The following is a 16,591-nucleotide window of genomic DNA, read 5'->3' as shown; positions in this document are numbered from 1 at the left end:
GGTTGCGCTATGGTTGAAAGCAGAGACCTAAGCCAGGAAAACCACTATGACACTACACTGCGCATTTATTGGATTTGGCAAAAGCACCACCCGCTATCACCTCCCGTACGTTCTCACCCGTAAAGCCAGCTGGCATGTGGCGCACATCTTCCGCCGCCACTCGAAGCCGGAAGAGCAGTCACCGCAGTACTCCCATATTCATTTCACCAGCGATCTCGATGAGGTGCTGAACGACCCTGAGGTCAAGCTGGTGATCGTCTGCACGCACGCCGACAGCCACTTTGAGTATGCGAAACGCGCCCTGGAAGCCGGGAAAAACGTGCTGGTGGAAAAGCCCTTCACCCCGACGATGGCCGAGGCGAAAGAGCTGTTCGAACTGGCCCGCAGCAAAGGGCTGACCGTCAGCCCGTATCAGAACCGTCGCTTTGATACCTGCTTCCTGACTGCTAAACAGGCGATTGAGAGCGGCAAGCTGGGCGAGATCGTCGAGTTCGAAAGCCACTTCGATTACTACCGCCCGGTGGCAGAGACCAAACCCGGTCTGCCGCAGGATGGCTCTTTCTATGGCCTGGGTGTGCACACTATGGATCAGGTCATCTCTCTGTTCGGCCGTCCGGACCATGTGGCGTACGACATCCGCAGCCTGCGCAATAAAGCCAACCCGGACGATACCTTTGAAGCTCAGCTGTTCTACGGCGACCTGAAGGCGATCGTCAAAACCAGCCATCTGGTGAAGACCGACTACCCGAAATTCATTGTCCATGGCACCAGAGGCTCGTTTATCAAGTACGGCATCGACCAGCAGGAGACCAGCCTGAAGGCCAACATCATGCCGGGTGAACCAGGCTTTGCGGCGGATGCGTCCGTGGGCGTGCTGGAGTACGTCAACGACGCGGGAGTAACGGTAAAAGAGGAGATCAAACCGGGCACCGGCGACTACGGCCAGGTCTACGATGCGCTGTATGAGACCCTCACAAAAGGTACCCCTAATTACGTCAAGGAAATTGAAGTGATGACCAACCTGGAAATCCTTGAACGGGCCTTTGAACAGGCCTCACCTGCCACGGTAACCCTTGCCAGATAAGCCTGAAAGACTCCTCTGTGCTTGTTCAGTTATTTTGAACAGAGGAGTCAATTTTCACCCTCTATGATCCCAGGTCGATTGCGTCCACACTTACTCCATCGAAACGAACTGAGGGTAAAAACAATGATCTTCTTACGCAAAGCAAACGACCGCGGTCACGCAAATCATGGTTGGCTGGACTCATGGCATAGCTTCTCGTTTGCCGATTATTACGACCCGAACTTTATGGGTTTCTCGGCACTGCGAGTCATTAACGATGACGTGATCGATGCCGGTCAGGGCTTTGGTACCCACCCGCATAAAGACATGGAAATCCTGACCTATGTGCTGGAAGGCGCCGTTGAGCACCAGGACAGCATGGGCAACAAAGAGCAGGTTCCGGCGGGTGAGTTCCAGATTATGACGGCGGGTACCGGGGTGCGTCACTCCGAATACAACCCAAGCAAAACCGACCGTCTGCGTTTGTACCAGATCTGGATCATTCCGGAAGAAAAAGGCATTACCCCGCGCTACGAGCAACGTCGTTTTGACGCCGAGCAGGGGAAACAGCTGGTACTGTCACCGGATGCCCGTGACGGCTCGCTGAAAGTGCACCAGGACATGGAGCTTTACCGCTGGGCGCTGGCGAAAGACGAGCAATCTGTGCATCAGATCGCCGCGAACCGCAAAGTGTGGATCCAGGTGGTTAAAGGCGAAGTGACTATCAACGGCACCAAAGCGACCACCAGCGATGGTCTGGCCATCTGGGATGAGCAGGCGATCTCCGTGCATGCCGACAGCGCCGCTGAGATTCTGCTGTTCGACCTGCCGCCGGTCTAAATAAATAACCAGCCTTCCCCATTCCCAGGGGAAGGTTGGCCTTTGTCCGTGATAAACTGAAGGAATCTATCACTACCGGTTTCTCTCAGGACGATGAAAAAGAAAAGACCCGTACTTCAGGATGTAGCCGATCGCGTCGGTGTGACTAAAATGACGGTCAGCCGTTTTTTACGTAACCCGGAACAGGTTTCCGTGGCGTTACGTGGCAAGATTGCCGCTGCTCTTGATGAACTGGGTTATATCCCCAACCGCGCCCCCGATATTCTCTCCAATGCCACCAGCCGTGCGGTAGGCGTCCTGCTCCCCTCCTTAACCAACCAGGTCTTCGCGGAAGTGCTGCGTGGCATCGAAAGCGTCACCGACGCCTTTGGCTATCAGACCATGCTCGCTCACTACGGCTACAAACCGGAACTGGAAGAGGAACGTCTGGAGTCGATGCTCTCCTGGAACATTGACGGCCTGATCCTCACCGAACGCACCCACACCGCCCGCACGCTGAAGATGATCGAGGTGGCAGGTATTCCGGTGGTCGAGCTGATGGACAGCCAGTCGCCCTGCCTCGACATCGCCGTCGGGTTCGATAACTTCGAAGCTGCCCGCCAGATGACAGCGGCGATTATCGCCCGCGGTCATCGCCATATCGCCTATCTTGGCGCACGTCTGGATGAACGTACTATCATCAAACAGAAGGGATACGAGCAGGCGATGCTCGACGCCAACTTAACGCCCTACAGCGTGATGGTAGAGCAGTCCTCTTCCTACACCTCCGGCATTGAGCTGATGCGTCAGGCCCGTCGCGAGTACCCGCAGCTTGATGGCATCTTCTGTACCAACGATGACCTCGCGGTCGGCGCCGCCTTTGAGTGCCAGCGTCTGGGGCTTTCTATCCCGGGTGATATGGCGATTGCCGGTTTCCACGGCCACGACATCGGTCAGGTCATGGAACCGCGTCTGGCGAGCGTTCTGACGCCGCGTGAGCGCATGGGCCGTATCGGTGCAGAACGCCTGCTGGCGCGCATTCGTGGTGAGGCGGTGACGCCTAAGATGTTAGATTTAGGTTTCACATTGTCACCGGGTGGATCGATTTAACCTGACAAGTTTGAACTAGCTCACACTTATTCACTTCGCACACGTTTGGATATTGCTTCTCGTCAGCCCCGGCAGGACAATGTTACCGATAACTGTTACCCGTAACAATCGACTGAGGGACATACCTTGAGCACCACAAATCCAGATCACCACGTTTATGTCCTGATGGGCGTTTCCGGTAGCGGTAAATCTGCCGTTGCCAGCGAAGTGGCGCATCAAATTCATGCCGCGTTTCTTGATGGTGACTTTCTCCATCCGCGCAGCAACATCACCAAGATGGCCTCTGGCGAGCCGCTGAACGACGACGATCGTAAGCCGTGGCTGCAGGCTTTGAATGATGCCGCCTTTGCTATGCAGCGCACCAACAAAGTGTCGCTGATCGTCTGCTCCGCACTGAAAAAGACCTACCGCGACCAGCTGCGTGAAGGCAACGCTAATCTCTCCTTTATCTACCTGAAGGGCGATTTCGACGTGATCGAAACCCGTCTGAAAGCGCGTAAAGGCCACTTCTTCAAAACCCAGATGCTGGTGACGCAGTTCGAAACCCTGCAGGAGCCGGGCGCGGATGAAAGCGATGTCCTGGTCGTGGATATCGATCAGCCGCTGGACGGTGTTGTTGCCAGCACCATTGAGGTCATTAATAAAAGGCAGTAAGTTTTGAGTACGTTAACGCTTGTTTTAACAGCAGTCGGCTCCGTGCTGTTGCTGCTGTTTTTGGTGATGAAGGCCCGTATGCACGCCTTCGTTGCTTTGATGGTGGTATCTATTGGTGCAGGTCTCTTTTCCGGAATGCCGCTCGACAAAATCGCCGCGACCATGGAAAAGGGGATGGGGGGCACGCTAGGCTTCCTGGCCATTGTCGTCGCCCTGGGCGCGATGTTTGGCAAAATCCTGCATGAAACCGGCGCGGTCGATCAGATCGCCGTCAAAATGTTGAAATCATTCGGCCACAGCCGGGCGCACTATGCGATTGGTCTGGCCGGTCTGATCTGCGCGCTGCCCCTGTTCTTCGAGGTGGCGGTGGTGCTGCTGATTAGCGTGGCCTTCTCCATGGCGCGCCATACCGGTACTAACCTGGTGAAGCTGGTTATTCCTCTGTTTGCCGGTGTGGCAGCGGCGGCGGCCTTTCTGCTGCCAGGGCCTGCGCCGATGCTGCTGGCTTCCCAGATGCACGCTGACTTTGGCTGGATGATCCTGATTGGTCTCTGCGCCGCGATCCCGGGCATGCTGATCGCCGGTCCGCTGTGGGGCAACTTTATCAGCCGTTACGTTGAACTGCACATTCCTGACGACATTACCGAGCCGCACCTGGGCGAGAGCAAAATGCCGTCGTTCGGCTTTAGCCTCGCGCTGATCCTGCTCCCGCTGGTGCTGGTAGGGCTGAAAACCATCGCTGCGCGCTTTGTGCCGGTCGGTTCAAGCGCTTACGAGTGGTTTGAGTTTATCGGCCATCCGTTCACCGCGATCCTGGTCGCCTGTCTGGTTGCCATTTATGGCCTGGCGATGCGTCAGGGTATGGCGAAGGATCGGGTGATGGAGATCTGCGGCGCGGCGCTGCAACCGGCAGGGATTATTCTGCTGGTGATCGGTGCGGGCGGGGTGTTCAAGCAGGTGCTGGTGGATTCCGGCGTCGGCCCGGCACTGGGCGAAGCGCTCACCGGAATGGGCCTGCCAGTTGCGGTCACCTGTTTCGTGCTGGCTGCGGCGGTGCGTATCATTCAGGGCTCCGCGACCGTAGCCTGTTTAACGGCGGTCGGGCTGGTGATGCCGGTGATTGAGCAGTTGAATTACTCCGGCGCGCAGATGGCAGCGCTGTCTATCTGTATCGCGGGTGGGTCGATTGTGGTGTCCCACGTCAACGATGCGGGCTTCTGGCTGTTCGGTAAATTCACCGGCGCCAGCGAAGCGCAAACCCTCAAGACCTGGACGATGATGGAAACCATCCTCGGCACCACCGGGGCGATTGTCGGGATGATTGCGTTTACGCTGCTGAGCTAGTGTTTCTTGTCTCCCTCTCCCACAGGGAGGGGTGCAAACACTAAAAACGACAACTTTCGTTGTCGTTTTGCTTTTACCTTGCTAGCCCTTCATCCACGCCCTGATCCCATCCAGGAACATCTGCGTCGCCATCATCACCAGAATCAATCCCATCAGCCGCTCCAGCGCATTAACCCCTTTCTCCCCCAGCAGGCGTAAAAACAGCGACGACTGCAGCAGGATGATAAAGGTCCCGCCCCAGGCAATCAGCAGGGCAATCACCAGATGGCTCATCTGATTCGGGTACTGATGCGACAGCAGCATCAAGGTTGCCAGAATCGTCGGCCCGGCGACCAGCGGGATCGCCAGCGGCACAATAAACGGCTCTTCACCCGCAGGCAGGCCGCTGCTGCTCCCTTCGCTGCTCGGGAAAATCATTTTGATGGCAATCAGGAACAGAATAATCCCGCCGGAGATGGAGACCGTTTCAGCGCGTAAATTCAGGAATGCGAGGATTTTCTCGCCGGCAAACAGGAAGATAAACATTACCAGCAGGGCGATGAGCAGTTCGCGGATCATGATCGCCCGACGGCGCTTCGGCTCGGTGTGCTTCAGCACCGACATGAAGATAGGCAGATTTCCGAGTGGATCCATAATTAGGATCAATAAAACAGCGGCGGAAATGATTTCACTCATCGTAGATTATCCCTGATACTTGTATGGTTATCCCGATGATTAGCTCTTTTTCTGATAGCCGGGCAATCATCGATTAATTTCGCTTGCGACTTTGGCAGCATTTTGTAATGTGAAGCATATCCCAGTTCAATACTGGCTTGCATAAACAGCACACACCCTCTGCAGGAAAAAAATGCTATGAAAAACGTTGGTTTTATCGGCTGGCGCGGTATGGTCGGCTCTGTACTCATGCAACGCATGGTTGAAGAGCGCGATTTCGACGCTATCCGCCCGGTCTTCTTCTCCACTTCCCAGCTCGGCCAGGCTGCACCGTCCTTTGGTGGTACCACAGGCACGTTGCAGGATGCTTACGATCTGGAAGCGTTGAAGGCGCTGGACATTATTGTCACCTGCCAGGGCGGCGATTATACCAACGAAATTTACCCAAAGCTTCGTGAAAGCGGCTGGCAGGGCTACTGGATTGACGCGGCCTCTTCGCTGCGCATGAAAGACGATGCGATCATCATTCTTGACCCGGTCAACCAGGACGTCATCACGCACGGCCTGAATAACGGCGTTAAAACCTTCGTTGGCGGTAACTGTACGGTCAGCCTGATGCTGATGTCGCTGGGCGGTCTGTTTGCCCAGGATCTGGTGGAGTGGGTTTCTGTCGCCACCTACCAGGCGGCATCCGGCGGCGGTGCGCGTCATATGCGCGAGCTGCTGACCCAGATGGGCCAGCTGCAGCACAGCGTGGCGGAAGAGCTGGCCAACCCGGCGTCCGCTATTCTTGATATCGAGCGTAAAGTCACTCAGCTGACCCGCAGCGGCGAGCTGCCGGTGGATAACTTCGGCGTACCGCTGGCCGGTGGCCTGATCCCGTGGATCGACAAGCAGCTGGACAACGGCCAAACCCGCGAAGAGTGGAAAGGCCAGGCCGAGACCAACAAAATCCTGCGTACCTCTTCGGTGATCCCGGTTGACGGTCTGTGCGTGCGCATCGGCGCGCTGCGCTGCCACAGCCAGGCATTCACAATTAAAATGAAAAAAGATGTATCCATACAAACTGTGGAGGAATTGCTCGCGTCGCATAACCCGTGGGCAAAAGTCATCCCTAACGACCGCGACATCACCATGCGTGAACTGACCCCTGCTGCGGTCACCGGCACATTATCTACCCCTGTAGGACGCCTGCGTAAACTAAATATGGGGCCGGAGTACCTTTCCGCCTTTACCGTCGGCGACCAGCTTTTGTGGGGTGCCGCCGAGCCGCTGCGCCGGATGCTACGCCAACTGGCGTAATAAATACTTAATACTTAGGGGTGATTTATCACCCCTTTTTTTGCGTACTAAAGGACGAAAACGCAAATGATTCATTATTTTTCGGGAGTCATATAAAGCGTTGGCTATGCTTTATGCGGGATGTCACATATTCCGCCTGGAGGTTGGATGGAACAGAGAGGATGCACAAGGTGCTGTTCCGTTCAGGTCACATTAAGGTCGTACCCGGTGCGCGACAGGGGCGGCAACTAGAAAAACAGGATGAATACCATGTCCGTTCGTATTGATAGAGACGTGATTAATGCGCTTATTGCGGGTCACTTTGCGGATCCATTTTCTGTACTTGGCATGCACCGCACTGACGCTGGACTGGAAGTCCGGGCACTGCTACCTGACGCGACGGAAGTGTGGGTCATCGAACCCAAAACCGGTCGCAAGGTCGGTAAACTCGAATGTATTGATTCACGCGGCTTCTTCGCTGGCGTGATGGCCCGCCGTAAAAACGTCTTCCGTTATCAGCTCGCCGTCATCTGGCATGGCCAGCAAAACCTGATCGACGATCCCTATCGCTTCGGTCCGCTGTTGCAGGATATGGATGCCTGGCTGCTGTCGGAAGGGACGCACCTGCGTCCTTATGAGACGCTCGGCGCCCACGCCGATACCATGGACGGCGTGACCGGCACCCGCTTTACCGTCTGGGCACCGAATGCCCGCCGTGTCTCCGTAGTGGGGCAGTTCAACTACTGGGATGGCCGTCGCCACCCGATGCGCCTGCGTGGCGAGACCGGCATCTGGGAGCTGTTTATCCCGGGTGCGCAAAACGGCCAGCTGTACAAATACGAGCTGATCGATGCCCACGGCAAGCTGCGGATCAAAGCTGACCCCTATGCCTTCGAAGCGCAGATGCGCCCGGAAACCGCATCACTCATTTGTGGTCTGCCGGAGAAGGTTGCCCAGAGCGAAGAGCGCATCCGGGCCAACCAGTTCGATATGCCGATCTCCATTTATGAAGTCCATCTTGGCTCCTGGCGTCGTCATACCGATAACAACTTCTGGCTCAGCTACCGGGAGCTGGCCGACCAGCTGATCCCATATGTGAAATGGATGGGCTTTACCCATCTGGAGCTGCTGCCAATTAACGAACACCCGTTTGACGGCAGCTGGGGCTATCAGCCGACCGGCATGTATGCCCCGACCCGTCGCTTCGGCACCCGGGATGACTTCCGCTACTTTATCAACGCCGCCCACGCCGCCGGGCTGAATGTGATCCTCGACTGGGTGCCGGGCCACTTCCCGTCCGATGACTTTGGTCTGGCGGAGTTCGATGGCACCAACCTGTATGAGCACAGCGATCCGCGCGAAGGCTATCATCAGGACTGGAACACCCTGATCTACAACTATGGCCGTCGGGAAGTGACCAACTATCTGGTGGGCAACGCGCTCTACTGGATCGAGCGCTTCGGTATTGATGCCCTGCGCGTGGATGCCGTCGCCTCGATGATCTACCGCGACTACAGCCGTAAAGAGGGGGAGTGGATCCCGAACGAATTCGGCGGGCGTGAAAACCTCGAAGCCATTGAGTTCCTGCGTAACACCAACCGTATTCTCGGGGAGCAGACACCGGGCGCGGTGACGATGGCGGAAGAGTCCACGGACTTCCCGGGCGTCTCCCGACCACCTTCGATGGGCGGCCTCGGCTTCTGGTTCAAGTGGAACCTCGGCTGGATGCACGACACCCTGGATTACATGAAGCTTGATCCGGTCCATCGCCAGTTCCATCACAACAAACTGACCTTCGGTATGCTCTACAACAGCACCGAAAACTTTGTTCTGCCGCTTTCCCACGACGAAGTGGTCCACGGCAAAAAATCGATTCTCGACCGCATGCCGGGCGACGCCTGGCAGAAGTTTGCCAATCTGCGCGCCTACTACGGCTGGATGTTCGCCTTCCCGGGCAAAAAACTGCTGTTTATGGGCAACGAGTTCGCCCAGGGCCGCGAGTGGAACCACGACACCAGCCTCGACTGGAACCTGCTGGAAGGGGGCGACAACTGGCACCACGGCGTGCAACGCCTGGTCCGCGACCTTAACCATACCTATCGCCACCACAAGGCCCTGCACGAGCTGGACTTTGACGACTACGGCTTCGAGTGGCTGGTGGTGGACGACAACGAGCGCTCGGTGCTGATCTTTGTCCGTCGTGACAAGGTGGGTAACGAAATCATCGTCGCCAGTAACTTCACCCCGGTCACGCGTCATCACTACCGTTTCGGCATCAATCAGCCGGGCAAATGGCGTGAAGTGCTGAACACCGACTCCATGCATTACCACGGCAGCAACGCGGGCAATGGCGGGCTGGTGCAGAGTGATGAGCAGGAGAGCCATGGTCGACCACAGTCCCTGAGCCTCACTCTGCCGCCGCTCTCTACCATCTGGCTGGTGCGGGAGGGGGAATGACGCAGCTCGCTGCAGGTAACCCGGCCCCGCTCGGCGCACGCTATGACGGCAAAGGGGTGAACTTCACCCTCTTTTCCGCCCATGCGGATCGGGTTGAACTCTGCGTGTTTGACGGCAAAGGCATTGAACACCGCTACGATCTGGTGGCCCGCAGTGGCGATATCTGGCATGGCTACCTTGAACATGCCAGGCCCGGCACGCGGTATGGCTTCCGGGTTCATGGCCAGTGGGATCCGGCAAAAGGGCTGTTCTTTAACCCGGCCAAACTGCTGCTCGACCCCTGCGCGTATCAGGTCGAAGGCACGCTGGACGATGACGTCCTGCTGCATGCCGGCAAACATACTCCCGATCACCGGGACAGTGCCGCGGTGGCACCCAAAAGCGTGGTGGTCTGCGACGATCGTTACGACTGGGAAGAGGATGCTGCCCCCAATATTCCCTGGGGCAGGACGGTTATCTATGAGGCCCACGTTAAGGGGCTGACGTACCTGCACCCCGGCATTCCGGAGGAGATCCGCGGCACCTACCGGGCGCTCGGTCATCCGGTGATGATTGCCTATTTTAAGCATCTCGGGATCACCGCCCTGGAATTATTACCGGTAGCCCATTTCGCCTCCGAGCCGCGTTTGCAGCGCCTCGGTCTGAGCAATTACTGGGGCTACAACCCGATGGCTATGTTTGCCCTCGATCCGCGCTATGCCTCGCATCCCGAGCAGGCGCGGGATGAGTTTCGTGATGCGGTGAAGGCGCTGCACGAAGCGGGTATTGAGGTCATTCTGGATATCGTGCTGAACCACAGCGCGGAACTGGATCTGGAAGGCCCGACGTTCTCCCTGCGCGGAATTGATAACCCTAGCTATTATTGGTTAAGGGAAGATGGCGATTACCACAACTGGACCGGCTGCGGTAACACGCTCAACCTCAGCCATCCGGCGGTGACGCAATACGCGTATGAATGCCTGAAGTACTGGGTGGAGACGTTCCACATAGACGGTTTTCGTTTTGACCTGGCGTCAGTGATGGGACGCACGCCGGAATACAGCCAGCAGGCGCCGCTGTTTGAGGCGATTAAGAACTGCCCGCTGCTGTCGGGCGTGAAGCTGATTGCGGAGCCCTGGGATATCGGCCCTGGCGGTTATCAGGTGGGGAATTTCCCGCCGCCGTTTGCCGAGTGGAACGACCAATATCGTGATACCGCGCGCCGCTTCTGGCTGGCACGCGATCTGTCACTCGGTCAGTTTGCCGGGCGTTTTGCCGCTTCCAGCGATCTGTTCAAGCGCAACGGGCGTCTGCCCTCCGCGTCGATCAATCTGGTTACGGCGCACGACGGTTTTACCCTGCGTGACTGCGTTTGTTTCAATCAGAAACACAATGAAGCCAATGGCGAAGAAAATCGTGACGGTACCTTCAATAACCACAGTTTTAACCATGGTATAGAAGGATTAAGTGGCAATCTGAATGTGATTGAGCGACGCCGCGCCAGCGTGCACGCGCTGCTCACCACGCTGCTTTTGTCGCAAGGAACGCCGATGTTGCTGGCAGGCGATGAACATGGCCACAGCCAGCACGGCAACAACAATGCTTATTGCCAGGATAACCCGTTAACCTGGCTGGACTGGCAACAGGCCAACAGTGGATTAGCCGACTTTACCGCTGCGCTGATCCATCTGCGTCAGCAGATCCCGGCGCTCACCCTGAATCAGTGGTGGGAAGAGGGCGACGGCAATGTTCGCTGGTTGAATAAAAAGGCGCAACCGTTGGAAGCGCGTGAGTGGCAAAGCGGCGTGCCGTGCCTGCAAATCCTGCTTTCGGATAGCTGGCTTATCACGCTTAACGCCACAGATGAGGTCGCAGAAATAGTTTTACCCGAAGGGGAGTGGCGGGCTATCCCCCCATTTGCCGGAGAGGATAATCCGGTCGTTATGACTGCCTGGCATGGGCCTGCGCACGGTGTATGTGTATTCCAGAGATGATAATAAAAGGAGTTGATCATGGTTAGGTTAGATAAGAACGACCCTCTAATGTTGGCGCGCCAGCTGCCATTAAAATCTGTTGCCCTGATTCTGGCTGGCGGCCGCGGTACCCGATTAAAAGATTTAACCATTAAGCGCGCCAAGCCCGCCGTTCACTTCGGCGGTAAATTCCGTATTATCGATTTTGCCCTGTCAAACTGCCTGAATTCAGGCATTCGCCGTATTGGCGTGATCACCCAGTACCAGTCACACACCCTGGTGCAGCATATTCAGCGCGGCTGGTCGTTCTTCAGTGAGGAGATGAACGAGTTTGTCGACCTGTTACCTGCCCAACAGCGCGTTCACGGTGAAAACTGGTACCGCGGCACTGCCGATGCGGTGACGCAAAACCTCGATATCATTCGTCGCTACGACGCCGAGTACGTGGTGATCCTCGCCGGGGACCACATCTACAAGCAGGACTACTCGCGCATGCTCATCGACCACGTCGAAAAAGGGGCGCGCTGCACCGTGGCCTGTATGCCAGTGCCCGTTGCTGAAGCGACGGCCTTTGGCGTAATGGCGGTAGACGAAAACGACAAAGTGATCGAGTTCGTTGAAAAACCGGCGAACCCGCCATCAATGCCAGGGGATGACACCAAAGCGCTGGCCAGTATGGGTATCTATGTCTTTGATGCAGATTACCTTTACCAGCTGCTGGAAGAAGACGACAAGGATGAAAAATCCAGCCACGACTTCGGCAAAGATATCATCCCGAAAATCACCAAATCTGGCATGGCCTATGCACATCCGTTCCCATTGTCCTGCGTGCAGTCCGATCCAAATTCAGAACCCTACTGGCGCGATGTCGGCACCCTGGAGGCGTACTGGAAAGCGAACCTCGATCTGGCGTCGGTAACCCCTGAACTGGATATGTACGACCATAACTGGCCGATCCGTACCCATATGGAATCGCTGCCGCCGGCAAAATTTGTTCAGGACCGCTCGGGCAGCCACGGCATGACGCTGAACTCGCTGGTCTCCGGCGGGTGCATTATCTCGGGCTCGGTGGTGGTGCAGTCGGTACTGTTCCCGCGCGTGCGGGTGAACTCCTTCTGCAATATTGATTCGTCAGTATTGTTACCCGACGTCTGGGTTGGCCGCTCGTGCCGCCTGCGTCGTTGCGTTATCGACCGTGCCTGCATCATTCCGGAAGGCATGGTAATTGGAGAAAATGCGGAAGAGGACGCGCGCCGTTTCTACCGCTCAGAAGAAGGCATCGTGCTGGTTACGCGTGAAATGCTGCGTAAACTGCAGATCAAACAGGAGCGATGATGCAGGTTTTACACGTTTGTTCTGAGATGTTCCCGTTGCTGAAAACCGGCGGGTTAGCGGATGTGATTGGTGCGCTACCGGCGGCGCAAATTGCCGGTGGGGTCGATACTCGCGTGCTGTTACCCGCTTTTCCCGATATTCGTCGCGGCATCCCTGACGCCCAGATTGTCAGCCGCCGCGATACCTTTGCCGGGCGCATCACATTACTGTTTGGTCATTACAATGGCGTGGGCATCTACCTGATTGACGCGCCGCATCTGTATGACCGCCCAGGGAGCCCGTACCACGACACCAACTTATTTGCCTATACCGATAACGTGCTGCGTTTCGCGCTGCTCGGCTGGGTCGGGGCGGAGATGGCCTCCGGGCTGGATCCGTTCTGGCGCCCGGATGTAGTGCATGCCCACGACTGGCACGCCGGGCTCGCACCCGCGTACCTGGCGGCGCGTGGCCATCCGGCAAAATCGGTCTTTACCGTGCACAACCTGGCCTATCAGGGGCTCTATTTAGCCAAACATATGGATGACATCGAACTGCCATGGTCGTTCTTTAATATCCATGGGCTGGAGTTCAACGGGCAGATTTCGTTCCTGAAAGCCGGGCTGTATTACGCGGATCACATCACCGCCGTCAGCCCGACCTATGCGCGGGAGATCACCGAGCCGCAGTTTGGCTACGGCATGGAGGGGCTGCTCGCGCAACGTCAACGGGAAGGGCGCCTGTCGGGCATTCTCAACGGCGTGGATGAAAAAATCTGGAGTCCGGAGACCGATCTGCTGCTGGGCGCACGCTACAACCGTGATTCCGTGGAAGATAAGGCCGAGAACAAACGTCAGCTGCAGGTCGCCATGGGGCTGAAGGTCAACGACAAGGTGCCGCTGTTTGCGGTGGTGAGCCGTCTGACCAGCCAGAAAGGGCTGGATCTGGTGCTGGAGGCGCTGCCGGGCCTGCTGGAGCAGGGCGGGCAGCTGGCGCTGCTGGGCGCGGGCGATCCGGTATTGCAGGAGGGCTTCCTCGCGGCGGCCGCCGAGCATCCGGGCCAGGTTGGGGTGCAGATTGGCTATCACGAAGCCTTCTCGCACCGCATCATGGCGGGTGCTGACGTTATCCTGGTGCCGAGTCGTTTTGAGCCCTGCGGCTTAACCCAGCTGTATGGCCTGAAGTACGGCACGCTGCCGCTGGTGCGGCGTACCGGCGGGCTGGCGGATACCGTATCCGACACCTCGCTGGAGAACCTGGCAGACGGAATCGCCAGCGGATTTGTCTTTGAGGACAGTAATGCCTGGTCGCTGTTACGCGCGATACGTCGTGCCTTTGTATTGTGGTCTCGTCCTTCTTTGTGGCGTTTTGTTCAGCGCCAGGCGATGGCCATGGATTTTAGCTGGCAAGTTGCGGCGCAGTCCTACCGCGATCTTTATCAACGCTTGATGTAACAATGCTGGAATCAGAGATATGAATGCACCTTTTTCCTATGCGTCTCCCACGGTGAGCATTGAGGCGTTAAAGCACTCGATCGCTTACAAGCTGATGTTCACCATCGGCAAAGATCCGGTGATTGCCAACAAACACGAATGGCTCAACGCCACCCTGTTTGCGGTACGCGACCGGCTGGTTGAGCGCTGGCTGCGCTCTAACCGCGCCCAGCTCTCACAGGAGACCCGTCAGGTTTACTATCTGTCGATGGAGTTTTTGATTGGCCGTACCCTCTCCAATGCCCTGTTGTCGCTCGGTATCTATGACGACGTCAAAACCGCGCTGGAAGAGATGGGGCTGGATTTAGAAGAGCTGATTGACGAAGAGAACGACCCCGGCTTAGGCAACGGCGGTCTTGGTCGCCTGGCGGCCTGCTTCCTCGATTCGCTGGCGACCCTCGCCCTGCCGGGACGTGGCTACGGTATTCGCTACGATTACGGCATGTTCAAACAGAACATCGTCGATGGACGGCAGAAAGAGTCCCCGGACTACTGGCTTGAGTACGGTAACCCGTGGGAGTTCAAGCGCCACAACACCCGTTATAAGGTTCGCTTCGGTGGCCGTATCCAGCAGGAAGGTAAAAAAATCCGCTGGGTCGAAACCGAAGAGATCCTCGCCGTGGCCTACGACCAGATTATCCCCGGCTACGACACCGACGCGACCAACACCCTGCGTCTGTGGAATGCCCAGGCCAGTAGCGCGATTAACCTCGGTAAATTCAACCAGGGCGACTACTTCGCGGCGGTGGAAGACAAAAACCACTCCGAGAACGTCTCCCGCGTGCTGTACCCGGATGACTCGACCTATTCCGGGCGTGAGCTGCGTCTGCGTCAGGAGTACTTCCTGGTCTCGGCGACTATCCAGGATATCCTGAGCCGCCACTACCAGCTGCACAAAACCTACGCCAACCTCGCGGAAAAAACCGCGATCCACCTTAACGACACCCACCCGGTGCTGTCGATCCCGGAACTGATGCGCGTGCTGATCGACGAGCACAAATTCAGCTGGGACGAGGCGTTTGAGGTGACCTGCCAGGTCTTCTCTTACACCAACCACACGTTGATGAGCGAAGCGCTGGAAACCTGGCCGGTGGACATGCTCGGCAAAATCCTGCCGCGCCACCTGCAGATCATCTTTGAAATTAACGACTTCTTCCTGAAAACGTTGCAGGAGCAATATCCGCACGACACCGGTCTGCTGAGCCGCACCTCCATCATTGAAGAGTCCAACGGCCGCCGGGTACGCATGGCGTGGCTGGCGGTGGTGATCAGCCACAAGGTCAACGGCGTGTCGGAGCTGCACTCCAACCTGATGGTGCAGTCGCTGTTTGCCGACTTTGCCAAAATCTTCCCGATGCGCTTCTGCAACGTGACCAACGGCGTGACGCCGCGTCGCTGGCTGGCGCTGGCGAACCAGCCGCTCTCTGAGGTGCTGGACGAGAATATCGGCCGCAACTGGCGTACCGATTTAAGCCAGCTGAGCGAGCTTGAACAGCACTCTGACTTCCCGACGGTAAATAAAGCGGTACGTGATGCCAAGCTGCTGAATAAAAAGCGGCTGGCGGTGTGGATGGCGCTGCACCTGAACGTGGTCGCCAACCCGAAAGCGCTGTTCGACGTGCAGATCAAACGTATCCATGAGTACAAACGTCAGCTGATGAACGTGCTGCACGTCATCACCCGCTACAACCGCATCAAGGCCGATCCCGATGCCGACTGGGTGCCGCGCGTGAACATCTTCGCTGGTAAAGCCGCCTCGGCTTACTACATGGCGAAGCACATCATTCACCTGATCAATGACGTGGCGAAGGTGATCAACAACGATCCGCAGATTGGTGACAAGCTGAAGGTCGTCTTTATCCCGAACTACAGCGTGAGTCTGGCCCAGCTGATCATCCCGGCGGCGGATCTCTCCGAGCAGATCTCCACCGCGGGCACTGAAGCCTCCGGCACCAGTAACATGAAATTTGCCCTTAACGGCGCGCTGACCATCGGCACGCTGGATGGCGCGAATGTCGAGATGCTGGAGCATGTGGGCGAAGAGAATATCTTCATCTTCGGTAACACCACGGAAGAGGTTGAAGCGCTGCGTGCCAAAGGCTACTCGCCACGGGATTATTACGAGCAGGATGAAGAGCTGCGTCAGGTGCTGACCCAGATCGGCACCGGCCTGTTCAACCCGGACGAGCCTGGCCGCTATCGCGACCTGGTGGATTCGCTGATTAACTTCGGGGACCACTACCAGGTGCTGGCGGACTACCGCAGCTATGTGGACTGTCAGGACAGGGTTGATGAGCTGTATCGCAAGCCGGAAGAGTGGACCACTAAAGCGATGCACAACATCGCCAACATGGGCTACTTCTCGTCAGACAGAACCATCAAAGAGTATGCCGACACCATCTGGCATATTGATCCGGTTAGGTTGTAAAAAATGCCGGGTGGCGGCTTCG

At 57.0% G+C, this 16,591-nt stretch carries 12 protein-coding genes; 11 read left to right on the top strand and 1 reads right to left on the bottom strand.

The window, feature by feature from the left end; all coding sequences use genetic code 11:
- Positions 1–46: 46 nt before the first annotated feature.
- From G7090_RS21915 to gntU, 5 genes are all read left to right on the top strand, one after another.
- On the top strand, positions 47–1,084 hold the full coding sequence (locus tag G7090_RS21915; protein WP_166184454.1) for an oxidoreductase: 1,038 nt from the start codon (positions 47–49) through the stop codon (positions 1,082–1,084).
- A 123-nt stretch (positions 1,085–1,207) separates the two neighbouring features.
- Entirely contained in the window at positions 1,208–1,903 is a 696-nt protein-coding gene (locus G7090_RS21910; RefSeq protein ID WP_106995237.1) for a pirin family protein, read from the top strand.
- A 93-nt stretch (positions 1,904–1,996) separates the two neighbouring features.
- Positions 1,997–2,992 carry a gluconate operon transcriptional repressor GntR gene (gntR, locus tag G7090_RS21905; protein WP_106995236.1) on the top strand — a complete coding sequence of 332 codons (996 nt, stop codon included), beginning with the start codon at positions 1,997–1,999 and terminating at the stop codon, positions 2,990–2,992.
- A 126-nt stretch (positions 2,993–3,118) separates the two neighbouring features.
- Complete coding sequence (gntK, locus tag G7090_RS21900) at positions 3,119–3,646, top strand: gluconokinase (RefSeq protein WP_039032525.1); 528 nt, start codon at positions 3,119–3,121, stop codon at positions 3,644–3,646.
- A 3-nt stretch (positions 3,647–3,649) separates the two neighbouring features.
- Positions 3,650–4,990, top strand: coding sequence for a gluconate transporter (gene gntU, locus G7090_RS21895; RefSeq protein ID WP_166184451.1), 1,341 nt, complete (start codon positions 3,650–3,652; stop codon positions 4,988–4,990).
- A gap of 81 nt (positions 4,991–5,071) precedes the next feature.
- Here the strand turns inward: gntU and G7090_RS21890 are convergent, their stop codons facing one another.
- Entirely contained in the window at positions 5,072–5,665 is a 594-nt protein-coding gene (locus G7090_RS21890; RefSeq protein WP_032614883.1) for a YhgN family NAAT transporter, read from the bottom strand.
- Positions 5,666–5,842: 177 nt separating this feature from the next.
- Here G7090_RS21890 and asd point away from each other — a divergent pair, with 177 nt between their 5' ends.
- The 6 genes from asd (at position 5,843) to glgP (ending at position 16,569) form a co-directional block, all read left to right on the top strand.
- Positions 5,843–6,946, top strand: coding sequence for an aspartate-semialdehyde dehydrogenase (asd, locus tag G7090_RS21885; RefSeq protein WP_106995234.1), 1,104 nt, complete (start codon positions 5,843–5,845; stop codon positions 6,944–6,946).
- A 249-nt stretch (positions 6,947–7,195) separates the two neighbouring features.
- Positions 7,196–9,382 carry a 1,4-alpha-glucan branching enzyme gene (gene glgB, locus G7090_RS21880; protein ID WP_166184448.1) on the top strand — a complete coding sequence of 729 codons (2,187 nt, stop codon included), beginning with the start codon at positions 7,196–7,198 and terminating at the stop codon, positions 9,380–9,382.
- On the top strand, positions 9,379–11,355 hold the full coding sequence (gene glgX, locus G7090_RS21875; protein WP_166184445.1) for a glycogen debranching protein GlgX: 1,977 nt from the start codon (positions 9,379–9,381) through the stop codon (positions 11,353–11,355). The genes glgB and glgX overlap by 4 nt, the downstream gene beginning before the upstream one ends.
- 18 nt (positions 11,356–11,373) lie before the next feature.
- Complete coding sequence (gene glgC, locus G7090_RS21870) at positions 11,374–12,669, top strand: glucose-1-phosphate adenylyltransferase (RefSeq protein ID WP_106995231.1); 1,296 nt, start codon at positions 11,374–11,376, stop codon at positions 12,667–12,669.
- Entirely contained in the window at positions 12,669–14,102 is a 1,434-nt protein-coding gene (gene glgA, locus G7090_RS21865) for a glycogen synthase GlgA (RefSeq protein ID WP_166185519.1), read from the top strand. Before glgC ends, glgA begins: the two co-directional genes overlap by 1 nt.
- Positions 14,103–14,121: 19 nt before the next feature.
- Complete coding sequence (gene glgP, locus G7090_RS21860) at positions 14,122–16,569, top strand: glycogen phosphorylase (RefSeq protein WP_106995229.1); 2,448 nt, start codon at positions 14,122–14,124, stop codon at positions 16,567–16,569.
- Positions 16,570–16,591: the final 22 nt, after the last annotated feature.

It is taken from the genome of Leclercia sp. 29361, from assembly GCF_011290365.1.
GTDB lineage: Bacteria > Pseudomonadota > Gammaproteobacteria > Enterobacterales > Enterobacteriaceae > Enterobacter > Enterobacter tamurae.
This window is presented reverse-complemented; position numbering and strand designations above follow the sequence as displayed.

Excerpts from the sequence above, each read along its gene's own strand:
- glgX (WP_166184445.1), top strand. The coding sequence starts at position 9,379 with ATGACGCAGCTCGCTGCAGGTAACCCGGCCCCGCTCGGCGCACGCTAT.
- glgC (WP_106995231.1), top strand. The coding sequence starts at position 11,374 with ATGGTTAGGTTAGATAAGAACGACCCTCTAATGTTGGCGCGCCAGCTG.
- gntR (WP_106995236.1), top strand. The coding sequence starts at position 1,997 with ATGAAAAAGAAAAGACCCGTACTTCAGGATGTAGCCGATCGCGTCGGT.
- glgP (WP_106995229.1), top strand. The coding sequence starts at position 14,122 with ATGAATGCACCTTTTTCCTATGCGTCTCCCACGGTGAGCATTGAGGCG.
- glgB (WP_166184448.1), top strand. The coding sequence starts at position 7,196 with ATGTCCGTTCGTATTGATAGAGACGTGATTAATGCGCTTATTGCGGGT.
- asd (WP_106995234.1), top strand. The coding sequence starts at position 5,843 with ATGAAAAACGTTGGTTTTATCGGCTGGCGCGGTATGGTCGGCTCTGTA.
- G7090_RS21910 (WP_106995237.1), top strand. The coding sequence starts at position 1,208 with ATGATCTTCTTACGCAAAGCAAACGACCGCGGTCACGCAAATCATGGT.
- G7090_RS21890 (WP_032614883.1), bottom strand. The coding sequence starts at position 5,665 with ATGAGTGAAATCATTTCCGCCGCTGTTTTATTGATCCTAATTATGGAT.
- G7090_RS21915 (WP_166184454.1), top strand. The coding sequence starts at position 47 with ATGACACTACACTGCGCATTTATTGGATTTGGCAAAAGCACCACCCGC.
- glgA (WP_166185519.1), top strand. The coding sequence starts at position 12,669 with ATGCAGGTTTTACACGTTTGTTCTGAGATGTTCCCGTTGCTGAAAACC.